We start from the raw sequence: 16,933 nt of genomic DNA on the forward strand, positions 1-16,933 counted from the left end.
AGGTGAAATCTCCAGCAATATTGCCATCTTGTCTGTGTCACAACAACGCAAACCCCGTTGATTTTTAAAATCAAATTTGCCCAGTTTGTAACTAAACATAACTGCCTGCGCGAATGTCACTTATGTTTACAAAAAAGCATGATTTTTTTAAGTCGCAAGGCTCGGAAGTTCGATATTTGTACTATAGATAAAACGCCGGTCTACGGCAAAAAACAAGAAAAATGTCAGGTGAATAAAAGGATTGTTATGAACACTACCCAACATAAACTCAACTACTGTGCGCTTACCGTGGCTGCTGTGTTATGCAGCCCACAACTCTGGGCCCAACAATCATCAACCGAAACTAAAGATGACAAGTCGGTTGAACGGATGCAAATCACCGGTTCTCACATTAAAAGAACCGATATTGAAGGGGCGCTGCCCGTCACTATTATCGACCGTAGCGCCATTGATAAATCAGGTTTTGATAACCTGCAGCAGTTATTGGAACGCCTGCCTGTCACTGGAGCCGGTACTTTTTCCACCCGCGGTAACAGTCAGGACTCCACCGCCAATGGTGCAGCCGCCATCAGCTTGCGCGGATTTGGTGCTGACGCCACGCTGGTGCTGATCAACGGCCGTCGTGTGGCCAGCAGTGCTTTTGCTGAAGGTATTGTGAACTCTTTTGTTGATATCAACAGTATTCCCGTTGCTGCCATTGAGCGTATCGATATTCTTAAAGATGGCGCTTCGGCTATTTATGGCTCTGACGCTGTTGCCGGCGTAGTCAATGTGGTGTTACGCAAAGACTACACAGGTACTGATGTGTCGCTTGGTTATGGTGCCACCACAGGGCCAGGTTATGACGAAAAAACCTTCAGCACCGTCTGGGGCACAGGGGATGACAAAAGTAACGCCACCTTAATTCTGGATTATTTTAACAATAGTCAAATCGACAACTCAGAATTAGGTCGTTTTGGCACCGCTAATCAAACGCCTTATGGCGGCGCTGATTTCCGTTCGTCCCGCGGTTTCCCGGGCCGTTTTATTGTGGACGGTGTGACACTGCGGGACCCAAATTGCCCGGCAGGCAGCATTGCCGGACAAACCTGTGTTTATGACTATGGTCCACATTCTATTGCGGTACCTGCAGCTGAGCGGCTGGGCGCCATTTTGAATATGAGCCGCGAATTAGCCAACGATATTGAGATTTTTTCGGAAATGGCGGTGCAACATAACAGCTCTACCGCAGGCGGCGCCGCAACACCACTGGATGAAGGTGCCGGCCTGACAGTGCCTGGCAGCCACCCGAATAACCCATGGAAAAAAGATATTCAAATCAGCCGTTACCGTACTGTGGACGCAGGTAACAGACGTTGGGATATTACTTCTGACACTTTGCGCTTATTGGCAGGGGTTCGCGGCAATATTAACAACTGGGAGTGGGAGGCTGCAGCACAAAAAGGCCGCAGTGCGGCAACACAAACCGGTGAACGTGATCAGGGTTGGGTGCGTACCGACTTCCTGCAACAGGAAATTAATGCCGGTCGTTACAACCCCTTTGGTGGTGTGCAAAACCCACAATCTGTGATTGATGCTATTACCACCAGTCTGGTGCGTCGTGGTAAATCCCATCTGACTTCTGTTGACGCACATATCAGCGGCGAGTTGATGCAAATTACCCACGGGGCCATTGGCATGGCTGCCGGTGTGGAATATCGCAAAGAAGATGCCCGCGATACACCTGACGATCAATTTACCCGCGGTTTAATTTACGGGACAGAATCTGTATCCGCAGCTGCAGGACGTTCACAAAAAGCCGCTTATATTGAGCTGTCAGTACCTGTGCTGGACAACCTGGAACTACAACTGGCGGAACGTTATGACCATTACAGCGATTTTGGCGGCACCGCCAACCCCAAAGTCGCTTTTCATTACACTCCATCAGACAGCGTGACAGTCCGTGGTTCCTGGAGTCAGGGTTTCCGCGCACCTTCATTGGCGCAAATAGGCCTTGGCCCTTCCCAAGAGTCACAATTTTTTGTGGATACCTTTTTATGCCCAACCGCCAATCCGGCCAACCCGGCCTGTGCTTCAACCGACTACACCATTATTTTTGCCGGTAACCCAAACCTGAAAGCGGAAGAATCTGAAAGCTGGAATTTGGGTTTGGTGTGGCAGGTGTCGGACACGCTGGACTTCAGTCTTGACCTGTGGAATATCACCCAGGACAACAAAATTGATGAAGTACCATTTGGCGAGGTTTATCAGGCTGAATGTGGCAAACAAAACAGCACCGTCTGTATCCGTTTTGCCCCACTTCCTGGTCAAACTTTAGGCACACTGGATCGCATCAACAACGGTTATTTTAACGTCAGTTCCCAGGAAGCCAGTGGTCTGGATTTATCGGCCAATTACAAACTGGACATGGCCGACAACGGGGTTCTGAAGCTGAATCTGGAATGGACTTATCTGGATGAGTTTGAAAAAGACAACAGATCTTATGCCGGCGAATACCGTTATCCACAATACCGCTGGGTTACCAGCGCCGACTGGAGCATGAACGATTGGGGTGTGGCAGGTTCGTTGTCTTATATCGGCGAATTTGAAGATACACCGGATATTGATTTTGACGGCACTTTGGATTTTGACACCGAAACCTCAAAAATGGTCGATTCACAACTGACAGTAGACAGCCAGCTGTATTACAACTGGGATGCCAGCACCAAACTGATGTTGGGTGTTAACAACCTGCTGGATGAAGAACCGCCATTTGCCGCCGGTGACGGTGACGGCGACCTGTACGGTTATGTCACCAGCATCTACAGCCCACGTGGCCGTTATGTGTATGCCAAGGTCAGCTATAAGTTCTAAGCTGCCTTTATCCACCTGAGCTGGTTTACACCGGCTCAGGTGTTTTCTGTAGGCCCAAGGTTAATCCATTCACTGAGCACCATATGGGTGGTGATTTTTTCTATCGCCGGATCGGCGTCCAATAACTCACGGATTTGATGTAACCGCGCCATTGAAGCGGCCTCAACAAACAACATTAAGTCGGTTTCACCACTGATACCATGGCAACGGCGGATTTCCGGGATCAGCTGCAATTTAGGAATAATTTCGGCGCAGCGCGCGCTGCGGTGTTCAATGGCAAAATAAGCCGATACCAGATTGTTGTTTTGTGGTTGCAACAACACCTGATAACCACGGATCACGCCGGTTTGCTCCAGCCGTTTTAACCGCTCCGACACTGCACTACGGGATAAATTCACGGTAGCTGCTATAGCAGAAACCGTCTGGCGGGCGTCTTGTTGCAAGGCCTGAATAATCAGCTCGTCAAATTTGTCTAAAGTGCTGATGGCCATTCTCCTTGTTACTGATGTTCTGCCGTCGTGTTGTCGCCATTTTCACTGTGTTACCGGCGTTTTGTCGGGCAGAAGCGTCATTTTGTTGTTGCCGGTTAAGTTATCATATTGGCCTGGAAACCAGAGCGATTCAGCAGAGCAAGATGCAAAAAAATTCATCCAAAACAACAGCAAACACAACAGGTATCGGCATGTGGCAAGGGGCGGCTTTATTGGCAACCACTTTGCTTGGCACTGGTGTGTTTATTTTGCCACAGCTCAGCATTCAGTTTGCCGGCACAGGCGCATTACCAGTCTGGTTGTTATTAACAGTGCTGGCGGTGCCTGTCACTATAGTTTTTGCCCGTTTAGCCAGTGTATTGCCGCATGCGGCAGGTCCCGCTCATTTTGTTGCTGAAGCTTTTGGCCCTGTTGCCGGCAGACTGACTGGCCTGTTGTTTATGCTGGTGGTGCCTTTGGGTGCTTCCGCCGCCATGATGATGACTTTTTCTTTTATTGCGCCCTGGTTACCCAAAAGCGCCGCGTTGCCGGTCGAGCTTTTTTTATTGTTGCTGCTGTGGCAACTGAACAGACGCGGTTTTCAGCTATCGGCCAAATTACAGCTGGGGCTGACCCTGGCCATAGTGGCAGTAGTTTTACTGATGTTGGTTGCTTTTGCCAAAGCAGCGCCTGCTGCTCATGTGCCTTTGCAACTCTGGCCAGACAGCAGCAATTTTTCCGGTTTGAGTGCAGCATTGGCGATAGGCTTCTGGAGTTTTTTGGGGGTGGAAGCCATGACCCATCTGGCGCAGGATTTTCGCAACCCCAAACGACATTTATTACCGGCACTGTTAATAGGTTTAATTCTGGTTGGGCTGATTTATCTCGGTTGTAGTTATTTATTGCTGGTACTGGCAACCCCAGGCGAAAACCTTAGTATGGCGCAGGGGTTTGACCGGCTTTTTGGTGCTGGCGGCGCAGTGTTGATTGGTATTTTGGGTTTAGCCAGCGGTCTGGCAACTGTCAATGTTTACACCGCCAGCGTGGCCCGTTTGTGTCAGAGTTTTAGTGCCCAGGGCGTATTGCCCGCTGCGTTAAAACCGATGAATGCCTATCAGATGCCGGAACACGCTTTAATCTTTATGTTAAGTCTGATGGCGTTGGTGCTGCTGGGTTCAGCCTGGTTTGGCGCAGGTCTGGAAGATTTAATCGGCTGGGTCAACGGGGTTTTTGTGTTGATTTATCTTGGCAGCATGGCTGCCGCTTTACGTTTATTATCGCGCCGTTACCGGCCTTTGGCCTGGCTCAGCCTTGTTATTTGTGCTGCTGTTGCCTGTACACTCGGTATGGCGATGTTGTATGCGTTATTCATAGTGCTGCTTGGTTTACCGCTACTTTATTGGCAACAACAGTGGCAACAGCGACAGTTAAAAGCGGCAGTCGCAGCACAGCACCGGTAATTGCTGCTGCATTACCCAGTACCCCAGCCAACCGCAGAGCTATTGCCCTGAACATAAAAAAAGGAGCTGAAATCAGCTCCTTTTTAGTTTTAAATCAACAACTCAAGCTTATTTACCTGCGCTGGTGGCAGGAGCTGCGGCAGCTGCCGGCGCTTTGGCACTGACCTGCATTTGTGACTGCAATACAAAACCCTGATTGTTTACATTCACACTCATCTGCATTTTCATATCACTGTTGGCAAAAGACTCAAAATCAGCCGGAATTTCTTCACCGCTGGCCGCCATGGCCGATTTCAGCGTTTTAAAGAAACTGCCGTAGTCCATACCAAAACTCAGCAAACCGTTTTTGCTTAAGCTTTCTTTGCCCACTTCAGCCGATTGTGCTTTGGCTTTGTCACCGACGTATAACAACAAATGTGAATCTGTCATCGCCAGTTTTGGCGCCACACCCAACATGGCAACTTCCGGCACCACAGAGGCAACATCCAGTTCTTCACCTGCAGCTGGTAAAGCCACAGCAGCCAGCGGCGGGTAAAAGGCCTTAATACCTTCGACAAAAGCACGGGCGTTAGTGGCAGAAATGGTTAATAAAGCGTCGGCGTTTTTTGGGCTGCCATTGGTTAAATCCATCTCAACGTCATGAATAGTGACAGACATACCTTGTAAACCACTGGCCATACCGGCCATGGCCAAAGCTGCCAGCGGGTTGTTTTGTTTGGCTTCCTGCTGCATTTGTGCCAGTGGCGCGCAGCTGTATGCAGGCTCTGTCAGTCCTGTCCAGAGTTTACCAAGCGCCGGGGCAAGTTGCGCTACATCCAGACCCACAGCAGTGTGGAACATGCCTGGAGCAGTTTCAGTTAATAATGGCGACGGAATAAAACCACGCAGCGCCGATAATTGCGTGACAGTTTCAGCATTTTCCGTAGGCACCAATAAACGGCCTGCTACTTTAATTTTGCTGGCATCATTCAGGTCAAACTTGCTGTCCATATAAAAACCAGGCCAGCTTTTGCTGATAGCGGCAATATCGGCCTGACAAGCGGCGTTACGCCATTCGGCCAGCGCGATATCCAGCTCTTTGCCAAACAAAGCTTCCACATCTTTCGCCAGCAGGTTGCCGTCTTTGCTGGTGACAAATTTCAGCAGTTGTTCTGAACTCAGGTAACCCACAGAATCGTTATTCAGCTGATATTTTTTCTTCAGATCGGCCAGTAAAGTGGTGTTGGCCAGATTTTGTTCAGGTTGTGCCGCTTGCACCACCACAGCCAGATGCTGGGCATCAAACTTCTCTGAACTCAATGCCATAGTGGCAAAACCGTTTTTCACTGTGACCAATAAGTCTAACGTCACTTCTTCTTTGGTCAGACGGTATTGGCGGTATTTCACGTCATTAATTTGCTGCGCCACATGGCTAAAACCACTGGCTTTTTCAGCTTCATCAAATAAACGCCAGAACGCAGCTTCATCACCCAGTTCAATGCGGACCACAGGCGACATACCGACCATATACATCAGGCTGCGCATCTGAGGTTTAATACCTGTGCCTGAACTCAGCGTTGCCGGGTTTGACAAAGCCTGCATATAAGACTGCGCCAGCGCCAGCACAAATTTGCTTTGTGCTTCAGTGCTTTCTGCCAGTAAATCGGCAAAAGCCTGTTGCATATCGGCGTTGTAATATTGTGGCCCCATACCAAGGCTGGTCAGGTAACTGCCCAAATCAATAGGGGTAAACTGGCCTGAAAACAAAACGGTGTCGGCCGGTACATAAGCCAGTTCCGCCAGCTCAGGTACGGCCGCTGATTTACCGGCAAACTGGTAATAAGCCAAAGCGCCGGCGGCAACAACGGCAACTGCAATAAGGGTCTTACGCATATTTTCCACTCCTGTTGGTCATTGCAAGACCTGAGTCTTTGCAGTGCAAAATTGGGTCTGAAGACCCTGTTTGTTATCAATAATTTACGTCATATTAACCAGCATCTGTGCACAGAACAAGCTGTGCTCACCAGGCTTTAGGCGTTTGCCTGCGCAGTGATGGCCAGCGCAACAGCTTCCGCTACTTTAATACCATCAATACCGGCCGATAAAATGCCACCGGCATAACCTGCACCTTCACCGGCCGGGTACAAACCTTTGATATTCACACTCTGGAAGTCTGCGCCACGTTTAATACAAATAGGTGATGAAGTGCGGGTTTCTACCCCGGTTAACAAACCTTCAGGCCGGGCAAAACCTTTGATCTGGCTGTCAAAAGCCGGAATAGCTTCGCGGATAGCGGCTATCGCATAATCCGGCAGCACTTTAGATAAATCAGTCAGTTTCACGCCCGGCGTATAAGAAGGCTCAACGTCACCAAACTCAGTGGAGGCTTTACCTGCAAGGAAATCACCAATTAACTGCGCCGGTGCGTCATAGTTGCTGCCGCCAAGTTCATAAGCCTGGGCTTCCAGTTTACGTTGCAACTCAATGCCCGCCAGCGGATGACCAGGGTAATCCTGCTGCGGATCTATCCCCACGACTATGGCGCTGTTGGCGTTGCGTTCATTGCGCGAATATTGGCTCATGCCGTTGGTAACCACCCGGCCTTCTTCCGAAGCCGCAGCCACCACAGTGCCACCAGGGCACATACAAAAACTGTACACGGTGCGGCCATTGTTGCAGTGGTGCACCAGTTTATAATCGGCGGCACCTAAAATAGGGTTACCGGCGTTAGGGCCAAACCGGCATTCGTCAATCATCGACTGTTTGTGTTCAATGCGAAAACCCACTGAAAACGGCTTGGCTTCAATATACACACCTCTGTTAAACAACATTTCAAAGGTGTCGCGTGCGCTGTGGCCCACCGCCAATACCACATGATTGCTATGTAACACTTCGCCGGTGGATAAGGTTAAGCCTTTGATTTCATTGTTTTCAATCAGCACATCATCCACACGGGTGCTAAAACGGATTTCACCACCCAGCTCAATAATACGGGCGCGCATTTTTTCCACCATAGTCACCAGTTTAAAGGTGCCGATATGGGGTTTGCTGACATACATAATTTCGTCGGGCGCACCGGCCGCCACAAACTCTGTCAAAACTTTACGGCCATAATGTTTTGGATCTTTGACCTGACTATATAATTTGCCGTCAGAAAAAGTACCGGCACCGCCTTCACCAAACTGCACGTTAGATTCAGTATTCAGCGGTTTTTTCCGCCAAAAACCAAAGGTATCTTTGGTGCGTTCCCGCACTTCTTTGCCTCGTTCGAGAATAATGGGTTTAAAGCCCATCTGCGCCAGCAATAAACCGGCAAATAAACCACAAGGGCCAAGGCCAATCACCACCGGCCTTTGGGCAAGCACGGCAGGTGCTTGCGCCACATATTTGTAGCTGGTGTCAGGGGACACTTTTACATGGGGGTCTTTGGCAAATTTTTGCAGCAAAGCGGCTTCTTGTTCTACTTCAACATCCAAAGTGTAAATCAGCTGAATATCGGTTTTTTTGCGGGCGTCGTAACCACGCTTAAACATGCTGAAACTTTTGAGCTGGGCAGCAGAAATGGCTAGTTTGTTCAGAATAGCGGCGGACAAAGCTGCTTCGTCGTGATTGAGTGGTAACTTAATTTCGGTTAAACGGATCATGCCGGGTTCCTATCGGTGTCTTAGCCAACAACAGCGTTGCCGGCTCACAAGATGGTTTTTGGGTGGCCATTTTACGTTATTTAGCTGAAACTGGCGCGACAAATAAGCAATTGCACAAAAAATCCACGCTATCTTGTAATTTCAGTGTTGTTCAGTACAATCCGCGACTCATTTTAGCCACAACCTCAGAACGGAGCACCGCATGGCCTTTGTAGTCACAGACAACTGCATCAAATGCAAATACACCGACTGTGTGGCTGTATGTCCGGCCGACGCTTTTTATGAAGGGCCAAACTTTCTGGTGATAAGCCCAACCGACTGTATCGATTGTGGTTTATGTGAACCAGAATGCCCGGCCAATGCTATTTTTCAGCAAGATGCTTTAAGCGCTGAACAAATTCCATTTGTTGAACTGAACGCCGAACTGTCGCTGGTCTGGCCTAATATCACCGAAATAAAAGCCGCCCCTGCCGATGCTGATCAGTGGAACGGCGTGCCGGACAAGTTGCAATATCTGCAAACCGATTAAAACGCCCGGCAAGCGCCCGCTGTGTAACCGCCTTAACCATTCACCACACTAAACAACTGTTGTTCCAGCGAACGCCCTTGCGTCAGTTGGCGGTACGCCAGACCTTCAGTGCGTAACATCGCCAGCACTGTTAAATCCATGTCAGGGCAAAGTTCACGGTCGTAAAACAGCCCATATTCATTTTTTTGCAGTTGTTCCACTTTTTGCACGCCGGCCAGTTGCGCCAATAAAGCCAAAACTTTGTGACTATCGCCTTGTTCCAGTTGCAATGCCAGATAACCGGCAGCACCTTGCTGATAACTCGGCTGCTGTTGTTGCAAACGACCGTTTTCCAGATAAAGCACTGTGCCGCAAAGCCTTTCCAGTTCAAAAATATTGTGGGAGCTGATGACAAAAGTGGCTTCGCCGGAGAGCTGTGCTATCAGCTTACGCACCTGCATGGCATTCACCGGATCCAAACCTGCTGTGGGTTCATCCAGCATCACGAGCTCAGGCTGGCCCAACAAGGCCTGAGCAATCGCCACTCTTTTACGCATACCGTGACTGAGCGCCGTGGCTTTTTGTTGGCCGTTTTCGGCTAAATCCACCAACGCCAGTACCCGGGCAGTTTCAGCTTTGGCGGTGTTTTTATTCATGCCCTGCAACCTGCCGTAAAACTCCAGCTGGGTTTGCACTGAAAAGTTCGGGTCCAGCTGCGCGTCTTGTGGCAGGGCGCTGACCCGGCCAAACAAACTGTCGCTGCCCGGTTTATGGCCCAGAATTTCAATCTGGCCTGAACTTGGGCTTAAATAACCACACAACAAACTAAACAAGGTGGTTTTACCTGCGCCGTTCGGGCCAATCAAGGCGATAGGCTCACCTGCTTCCAGAGAAAAATCGAGATGATCCAATACTGTTTTTTGGCCGAATTTTTTGCATAAAGCTTTGGCCTGAATTAAATGTGTCATAACGATTTTCCTTTCATCACTAACCAGGCCAATACCAGAAACACCATTGTTTGTGCCAGCGGCAAGCCGGCGTGCTGGAATGTTGCCCAGCCTTGTTCACCCAGCAACAGCGGCAATTGTGCGCCTGGCAGATATTGCAGCAACCAGAGGAAGTCCGGTTGGTACCAGATGAGCGTGCTTAATAAACCAACCAGCACACCTGAACCTACAATAGCCAGGCTAATGGCTAACTTGGAAGAGCGAACCAGGGCCGAGCACAAAGCCATCATGGCAGTAAAAGGTGCCAGTACAATCAACAGATTCAGCCAGACAATCAACGCATGTTCAACAGCAGCTAAAGGCAAAGATCCAAGCCGCCACCAGGCAAGCGCCAGGGTTGCCAGCAAAGACAACAACACCAGAAGCGCCTGTACCAGCATTTGACCGGCAAAACGACCCAACACTATAGCTGTGCGGCTGGTTCTTAAGGTGAGGAACCTTAAGGTGCCACGGGAGCGATCACCGGCGGTTTGGTCAGCACTGGTCAGCACCGCAACTAAAGGCAATAACAACACAGTAATAAGCCAATACACACTCAGTTCAGCCACTGGCCAGTTCAGTAGGTTATATAAACCCACCATGCCAAAAACCCGGCCCAACATGCCCTGAATATCAGGTTGTTGCAGCTGAACACTGGCTTCAAAAATGGGGTAACGCAGCAGGAAATACCAAATGACAGCAAAAGCACCCAACGCAAACCAACCACGCGGGCTACCAATCAGGCGATACAGTTCAAAACGGGCCAGTAACACACAATGACTGGCTAAAGCAGGAAAGTTTGGCATCAGTTTGTTCGTCCTTTTGACTAGATATCAATCAAAAGAGCAAATCTGATGCCAGATGTCAAACAAAGCAAAATCAACAACTTATACATAATAGAAAAACCACCAGCAGTCAGTTTGACTACTAATTGGTTAAATTTTCCGCGTTGTTGTTTTTATAATACTGTTTTAACCATAAATAGCTAAACCAGGAACTGCATAAACAAACACAGCTCCAGCACAATCGTTGTCGCAAATTCAGGTCGACACGACTGAAAATAAATAACAAAGGGGCATACCAAAAATACAACACCCCAATAGCCACCAATATCGCATTAAAGTCCGGTAATAATTCCATTTTTGTCCTTGCTCCATTCCTGTTGGACAGACGGCGGAATGGTAGGCAAGGACAACAAAAATATCAATATGATGTAACAAAATAAATAAACATAATTTATACAAATTTACCTAATTTGCTGTTAAAACCAACGATCTTTGCATTTTCCATAATGGAAATAACCCCACTGACCCAAACGGCGCAAAGCAGGCAACGGAAATTTTGGCAAAGCTGTTTGGTACAAAGGTAAATCGGGTTGCGGCAAACCCATCACCCTTTCGGCCAACCTTTTGCCGGCCTGCACTGAAAACGACAAGCCGCTGCCACAATAGCCCATGCTATAAAGCACATCACCAGCTTCATCCGCCTGATAAATATGCGGCATATCATCCAGCGCCATACAAACCCAGCCCGCCCATTTATATTGGTAACGAATGTGCTGTAATGCCGGAAAACTCAATTTCAGTACCTGCAATAAACGTTCAGCATAATAAGGGTTTTCAGCATCTTTGCCGGTAATGGCACCGCGACCGCCAAACAGCAGCCTGTTGTCGGGTAACTTGCGGTAATAATATTTCAGCGCTCTGGTATCCATCACCACATGGCTGGTGAGGAAGTTACAGGCGGCCAGCTGGGTTTCGGTTAAAGGTTCAGTGACAATAATTTGCGAAAGCACAGGTAAGGTGCGGGACGAAATGCCGGGGTGAAAATTTTTGGCGGTGTAACCATTAGTGGCTATCACCACTTTTTTTGCATTCACTATGCCCTGCGGAGTCAATAATTGTTGTTTGCCAGCGGCGCCCTGAATGCTGAGCACAGGAGATCCGGTATAAATGCGGGCGCCGGCTTCCCGCGCCAGCCGCTGATAACCCCAGGCCAGTTTCAGCGGGTTCACGCCAAAACCGTCGGCATAACGCAAGGCGCCAAAAGCTTGCTGGTCATCCACATAGTGCTGCCGCACCTGTTGTTGGCTTAAAACTTCCACCTGATAACCAAACATTTGTTGTTGCAACGCCGCTTGTGCCTGAATGACTTTGACCATGGCTGGTTTATGCGCCATGCGTAAATAACCCGGCGCCTGCACTTCACAGTCAATGCCTTTATCAATGAGTGTTTTAACAGTGTCGACACCAGCACAAAATTCGCGATAAATGCCCCGCATCACCTCATCACCCCATTGTTTTTGCATCTGGGCATAAGGTTTACGGCCACTGGATTTCAGCACAAAACCGGCATTACGGCCGCTGCAACCCCAGGCGGTCTGGTTGGCCTCCAACACAACGGCTTTTACCCCATGTTCAGTGGCCAGATGATAAGCGGTAGATAAACCAGTGTAACCGGCGCCAATAATGGCAACGTCAACATCCAGATCACAGTGAAGCACACCGTCATCCATAGGCGCAGGCCCTGAATTGTGTGCCCAATAACTGTCAGGGTAAGGTTCGCCCTGGCCGGCAAAAGCATCATGCAGCGGATCGTACATAAAAAACCTCATCTAAAACCGCAAACCAGCAACAACTGGCGCTCTCTGGCTGCATCATGGCAAGATATGGCTTTGTTGCCAAGCCATCCAGAGTCCGGGGTGAACCAAATTTATATGCAATATTTACCGTTACAAGCTGCTGATTTTGATGAAGTGATTACCCTTGGCAATCTGGTGCATGGTGAGGGTTATTTAACAGCGGCGCTGCTGGAAAAATATTACCAGCAAGGCATCGCCGGTGGCATCAATGCCGGTTGGGTCGCCCGCAGTGGTAAAAGTCTGGCCGGTTTCAGACTGGCGTTTGCCGCCGGCCAATGGCAGCCGGATAACTGGTGCAGCCCAGAGTTATGGCAACTGTCGCCTGAAGAAGTGGCCTATTTTAAATGTAATACGGTAGCGCCTGATTTTCAGGGACAAGGGATTGGCGGCCAGTTGCTGTTGCAATCTATAGCGGCGTTAAAACAACAAGGTGCCCGCGCCGGGGTCGCCCATTTATGGCAACAAAGCCCTGGTAATGCCGCAGTAAAATATTTTAGTCAGCACGGTGGTGTGCTGGTGAAAGAACATCCGGATAAATGGCGGCAAGACAGCCTGAACGGTTATGCCTGTGTACTTTGTGGTTTTGACTGCCACTGCTCAGCGGCAGAGATGATTTTGCGATTCTAGAAAACCAGCCGCAACTGCCGGCCGAGGACGACAAACGGCGACAGTGCAGCTGTGGGAGAGTCATGTTTTATCCGGAAAAATGCTGATCCCGCTACCCGACCGCCCCAGAGGCCACCACAGCCAGACGGTCACAGGATCAGCAGTTGAAACGCCAACAAAGCTCGTTACACCCGGACAAAGTTTCACGTGAAACCCTTGCTGCAAAGCAACAAAGCATCTTTCTATTGCCAGCTACACCAAATCAGCAAGGTACAACACAGCACAAGCAACAAAAAATGTAAGCGGTTTCAAAAACAATAATTACACAGAATCAACCACACCGCAAGTTGGCCAGCAGCCAGCCTGGCATTGATATCTTTGTGCATTTGAGAAGCATCAAAGCACATCAGACAACGGTGCGCAGCACACTGAGTTTTCAGCAGCACGCCCTGCTTTATTGACTGTTTTGTCGCCAGATTGGTGACTAAATATGCAGTTAGCTATCTAAACGTCCATTTTCTGCCGATTTTTGTGCCGATTTTTCTTTTCTTTCTATAGAATGCGCCGCCCCGCCAGCTGGGGGGGTTTATTCGCTTTTTATCCGACACCGATGGCGCGCTCCAGTCTGCTGGTTCAGCGTCTGCAATTCGAGGTACAGATGTTTCGTCGTTCATTATTGACCCAGGCGGTCACCTTAAGTGTGCTTACTGCCACTGCACTCACCAGTTTTCAGTTACAGGCTCAACAAAACAGTGCCGACAACACAGCTGCTGTTGAACGTATTTCTGTCACCAGCTCACGTATTCTGCGTGAAGGTGCCATAGCGCCTTCTCCTGTCACCTCAATTAGTGGTGCTGATTTAATCGACACCGGCGCCACCAACATTGGTGAAGCTTTAAATGAACTGCCGGCGCTGGCTTCTACTTATTCTCTGGCGAATTCTGGCAACTCCATCGGTACTGCCGGTTTAAGCCTGCTGGATTTACGCGGTATGGGCAGCGCCCGAACTCTGGTTCTGGTCAATGGCAAACGTCATGTGTCCAGCAGCGCAGGCACAGCTTCGGTTGACACCAACACCATTCCAACGGCATGGGTTGAGTCGGTAGAAATTATCACCGGCGGCGCTTCGGCCATTTATGGTGCTGACGCTGTAACAGGTGTAGTGAATTTCAAACTGAAAAAAGACATTCAGGGTCTGGAGCTGAGCGCCACTGCGGGTAAAGCCAATGACAACCCGCTGGCCAACCAGAAATACACTTTCTCTTATGGTCAGGACATTGCCAATGGCGATGGCAACATTGCTTTTGCCGCCGACTTTGCCACGCAAAACGACATTAATGCCACTGAACGTCGCCAGACCCGTAACTCTTTTATGTCTTTGACCAACCCGGCCAGCAAAGACAGCAAAGATGCCAATGGCAACACCATTCATGACGGTATCGCCGACAAAATTACTTTTGGCAATGCCGGTTATTACGACAGCTCAGTGAACGGTAACTTCCTGCTGAATAAAGTCTGGTACACCTTTAATCCGGACGGTTCGGTAAGACCACAAAATATGGGCACAGTGTTTCCGATGGACGTCGCCTGTGTGGATTGTGAGTTTTTAAACCTGCGTGAATACACCGACTTACAACCAGCTTTTGACCGTTACAGTTTTAACCTGAAAGGCGACTACGATCTGGGCGCCGATCTGAATCTGGCCGCTTCGGCCAAACATGTGGTCAGCAAAGCAGATTCAGTGCGTCAGCCGAGCTTTTTTGAATACGGCAGCGCCTTACAAATTAAGCGTGACAATGCTTATGTCGGGCAAGATCTGGCCGCTTTAATGGATGCCAATGGTAAAAACAGTATTGCCATTCACCGTTTTAACAAAGATGCCGGCCGTCGTCTGGAAGAAAACAGCCGTATTACCGACCAGTTCAACCTGAGCTTAAACGGTATGCTGACGGACGAATGGAGTTTTGAAACTTTTGCAACTCATGGCCGCACCAGACTGGAGCAGGTCAACCACAACAACCTGATCCGGAAAAACTTTGCCCAGTCGATTGACGCGGTAAAAGACCAAAACGGCAACATTGTTTGTCGCGATGTAGCAGCGCGCGCTGCCGGTTGTGTACCAACTTCGGTGTTTGGTTATGGTGCAGTGAATCAGGCTGCCATCAACTGGTTTAATACTTCGTCGTATTCCACCAGTGCCATTGAACAACAGGTTGCTGGCGGCAGTGTATCCAACAGCGCTTTATTTGATGTACCGGCCGGTAGCGTGGGTGTTGCAGGTGGTGTGGAATACCGTCGTGAACAAAGTGACAGTGTGCCTGATGCTTTTGCCGCCACTGGCGCCACTTTCCTGAACGCATTGCAGGAAACTCACGGCAAATTTAACGTCAAAGAAGCTTTTGCTGAAGTGTCAGTGCCGCTGCTGACCGACATGCTGCTGGTACAGGACTTAGCTTTTGACGCTGCAGTACGGGTTGCGGACTACAGCACTATTGGCAATGCCACCAGCTGGAAAACCGGTCTGGACTGGACTCTGAGCGATGAACTGCGTGTTCGTTCGACCTATTCAGTAGCGCTGCGGGCACCCAATATCAGTGAACTGTATCGTCCACTGAACCAGACGTATTTCTCACGGCTGCAGGACCCTTGTGACATTCGTTATAAACAAAACGCCATCTGGGCTGCGAACTGTGAATTACTGGGAATTCCGGCTGACTTTGTAGCAAAAGCAACAGGCGCCAGCATTGAAGGCCGCTCTGGCGGTAATCCAAACTTACAAGCTGAAGAGTCAGACAGCCACACTGTAGGTTTTGTCTACCAACCTGAATGGATTGAAGATTTCACAGTCACTGTAGATTATTGGTCGATTGAAATTGATGAAGCCATTAACACAGTTTCGGCGCAGGACATCCTGAACAAATGTGTGGATGCAACCAACGGTTTATCTGCGCAGTTCTGTAACCTTATTCAACGGGACCCAATCAGCCATGAGCTGAAGTTGATTACTTCAACTTCGCAAAACGTGGCAGCTCAAACTGCTGAAGGTGTGGATTTTGAAGCAGGTTATGATCTGGATCTGCTGGGTGGCCGCTTAAAAACCAAGTTAATCGGCACTTATTTAGGTTCACGCAAAACCTTCTCTTTCCAGAACAATCCGTCACAGTTTGAACAACGTGCCGGCACTGAAGGTGAAGCAGAGTGGCAGGAAAACCTGTCGTTAAGCTACAGTTATGACGCCTGGACCGCCAGCTGGAAAACCCGTCATATCAATGGGGTGAGCCTGTACACTGAACAGGAACTGGCGAAAAACCCGGATCCACGTGATTTAATGCGTTATGGCAGTTATGTCATCACAGATATCAGCCTGGGTTACCAGTTTGCAAATGGCGTGAACTGGTCAGTAGGTATCGACAACCTGTTTGACCGTGGTTTACCGGGCGTCAGCACAGGCACCAGCACTGAAGGCGCCAGTTATGACAACGTAGGTCAGTTCTTCTATACGACTGTTTCTTACAAAATGTAAAACTCCGGCTTTATCAGCTGCGAGTTAAAAAATCAGGCCCCGCCATAAAAAGCGGGGCCTTTTTTTATATAGAAAAGCCAATTTAAACGCTGGTGCCTTTTCAACGGCAAAAGAAAGTTGTGGGCTACAAGGCTGTGGTTTTGCCGCAATCCAGCACAAAACCATTTTTATGCTATGCAGTATTTTTATCTATCTCAGATCTGAATGTTGTAAGCGGAAGTCTAAATATCCAGCACGCTGAACATCTGCCACATCAGCGACGA

12 protein-coding genes are annotated in these 16,933 nt (G+C 49.1%); 5 read left to right on the forward strand and 7 right to left on the reverse strand.

Annotated elements, in window-relative coordinates; all coding sequences use genetic code 11:
• The first annotated feature begins 246 nt into the window (after positions 1-246).
• Positions 247-2,853 carry a TonB-dependent receptor gene (locus RCH83_RS00170; protein ID WP_306517941.1) on the forward strand — a complete coding sequence of 869 codons (2,607 nt, stop codon included), beginning with the start codon at positions 247-249 and terminating at the stop codon, positions 2,851-2,853.
• Between the two features lie 35 nt (positions 2,854-2,888).
• On the opposite strand, the gene RCH83_RS00175 is transcribed toward RCH83_RS00170, so the two are convergent.
• Complete coding sequence (locus RCH83_RS00175) at positions 2,889-3,344, reverse strand: Lrp/AsnC family transcriptional regulator (RefSeq protein ID WP_306517943.1); 456 nt, start codon at positions 3,342-3,344, stop codon at positions 2,889-2,891.
• 143 nt (positions 3,345-3,487) lie between these two features.
• Between RCH83_RS00175 and yjeH the strand changes: the two genes are divergently transcribed.
• Complete coding sequence (gene yjeH, locus RCH83_RS00180) at positions 3,488-4,783, forward strand: L-methionine/branched-chain amino acid transporter (protein WP_306517945.1); 1,296 nt, start codon at positions 3,488-3,490, stop codon at positions 4,781-4,783.
• Positions 4,784-4,891: 108 nt separating this feature from the next.
• On the opposite strand, the gene RCH83_RS00185 is transcribed toward yjeH, so the two are convergent.
• Positions 4,892-6,655: a hypothetical protein gene (locus tag RCH83_RS00185; RefSeq protein ID WP_306517947.1), complete on the reverse strand. Its 1,764-nt coding sequence runs from the start codon at positions 6,653-6,655 to the stop codon at positions 4,892-4,894.
• Between the two features lie 137 nt (positions 6,656-6,792).
• Complete coding sequence (locus tag RCH83_RS00190) at positions 6,793-8,406, reverse strand: NAD(P)/FAD-dependent oxidoreductase (protein ID WP_306517949.1); 1,614 nt, start codon at positions 8,404-8,406, stop codon at positions 6,793-6,795.
• A gap of 202 nt (positions 8,407-8,608) precedes the next feature.
• Between RCH83_RS00190 and fdxA the strand changes: the two genes are divergently transcribed.
• On the forward strand, positions 8,609-8,935 hold the full coding sequence (gene fdxA / locus RCH83_RS00195) for a ferredoxin FdxA (protein ID WP_306517951.1): 327 nt from the start codon (positions 8,609-8,611) through the stop codon (positions 8,933-8,935).
• A 32-nt stretch (positions 8,936-8,967) separates the two neighbouring features.
• Here the strand turns inward: fdxA and RCH83_RS00200 are convergent, their stop codons facing one another.
• The 4 genes from RCH83_RS00200 to RCH83_RS00215 form a co-directional block, all read right to left on the reverse strand.
• The gene (locus RCH83_RS00200; RefSeq protein ID WP_306517953.1) at positions 8,968-9,882 is read right to left on the reverse strand and encodes an ABC transporter ATP-binding protein; all 915 of its coding nucleotides are present in this window, start codon (positions 9,880-9,882) and stop codon (positions 8,968-8,970) included.
• A complete protein-coding gene (locus RCH83_RS00205) occupies positions 9,879-10,706 on the reverse strand; it encodes an ABC transporter permease subunit (protein ID WP_306517954.1) in 828 nt (275 codons plus the stop codon). Before RCH83_RS00205 ends, RCH83_RS00200 begins: the two co-directional genes overlap by 4 nt.
• A 121-nt stretch (positions 10,707-10,827) precedes the next feature.
• On the reverse strand, positions 10,828-11,040 hold the full coding sequence (locus RCH83_RS00210) for a hypothetical protein (protein ID WP_306517955.1): 213 nt from the start codon (positions 11,038-11,040) through the stop codon (positions 10,828-10,830).
• Between the two features lie 121 nt (positions 11,041-11,161).
• Positions 11,162-12,502, reverse strand: a complete 1,341-nt coding sequence (locus tag RCH83_RS00215) for an FAD-binding oxidoreductase (protein ID WP_306517956.1) — start codon at positions 12,500-12,502, stop codon at positions 11,162-11,164.
• Here RCH83_RS00215 and RCH83_RS00220 point away from each other — a divergent pair.
• Together RCH83_RS00220 and RCH83_RS00225 are read left to right on the forward strand one after the other, a co-directional pair.
• Positions 12,485-13,168: a GNAT family N-acetyltransferase gene (locus RCH83_RS00220; RefSeq protein WP_306517957.1), complete on the forward strand. Its 684-nt coding sequence runs from the start codon at positions 12,485-12,487 to the stop codon at positions 13,166-13,168. The genes RCH83_RS00215 and RCH83_RS00220 overlap by 18 nt on opposite strands.
• Before the next feature lie 637 nt (positions 13,169-13,805).
• Entirely contained in the window at positions 13,806-16,670 is a 2,865-nt protein-coding gene (locus tag RCH83_RS00225; RefSeq protein ID WP_306517958.1) for a TonB-dependent receptor domain-containing protein, read from the forward strand.
• Positions 16,671-16,933 lie beyond the last annotated feature (263 nt).

Source organism: Rheinheimera sp. (assembly GCF_030824435.1).
Classification (GTDB): domain Bacteria; phylum Pseudomonadota; class Gammaproteobacteria; order Enterobacterales; family Alteromonadaceae; genus Pararheinheimera.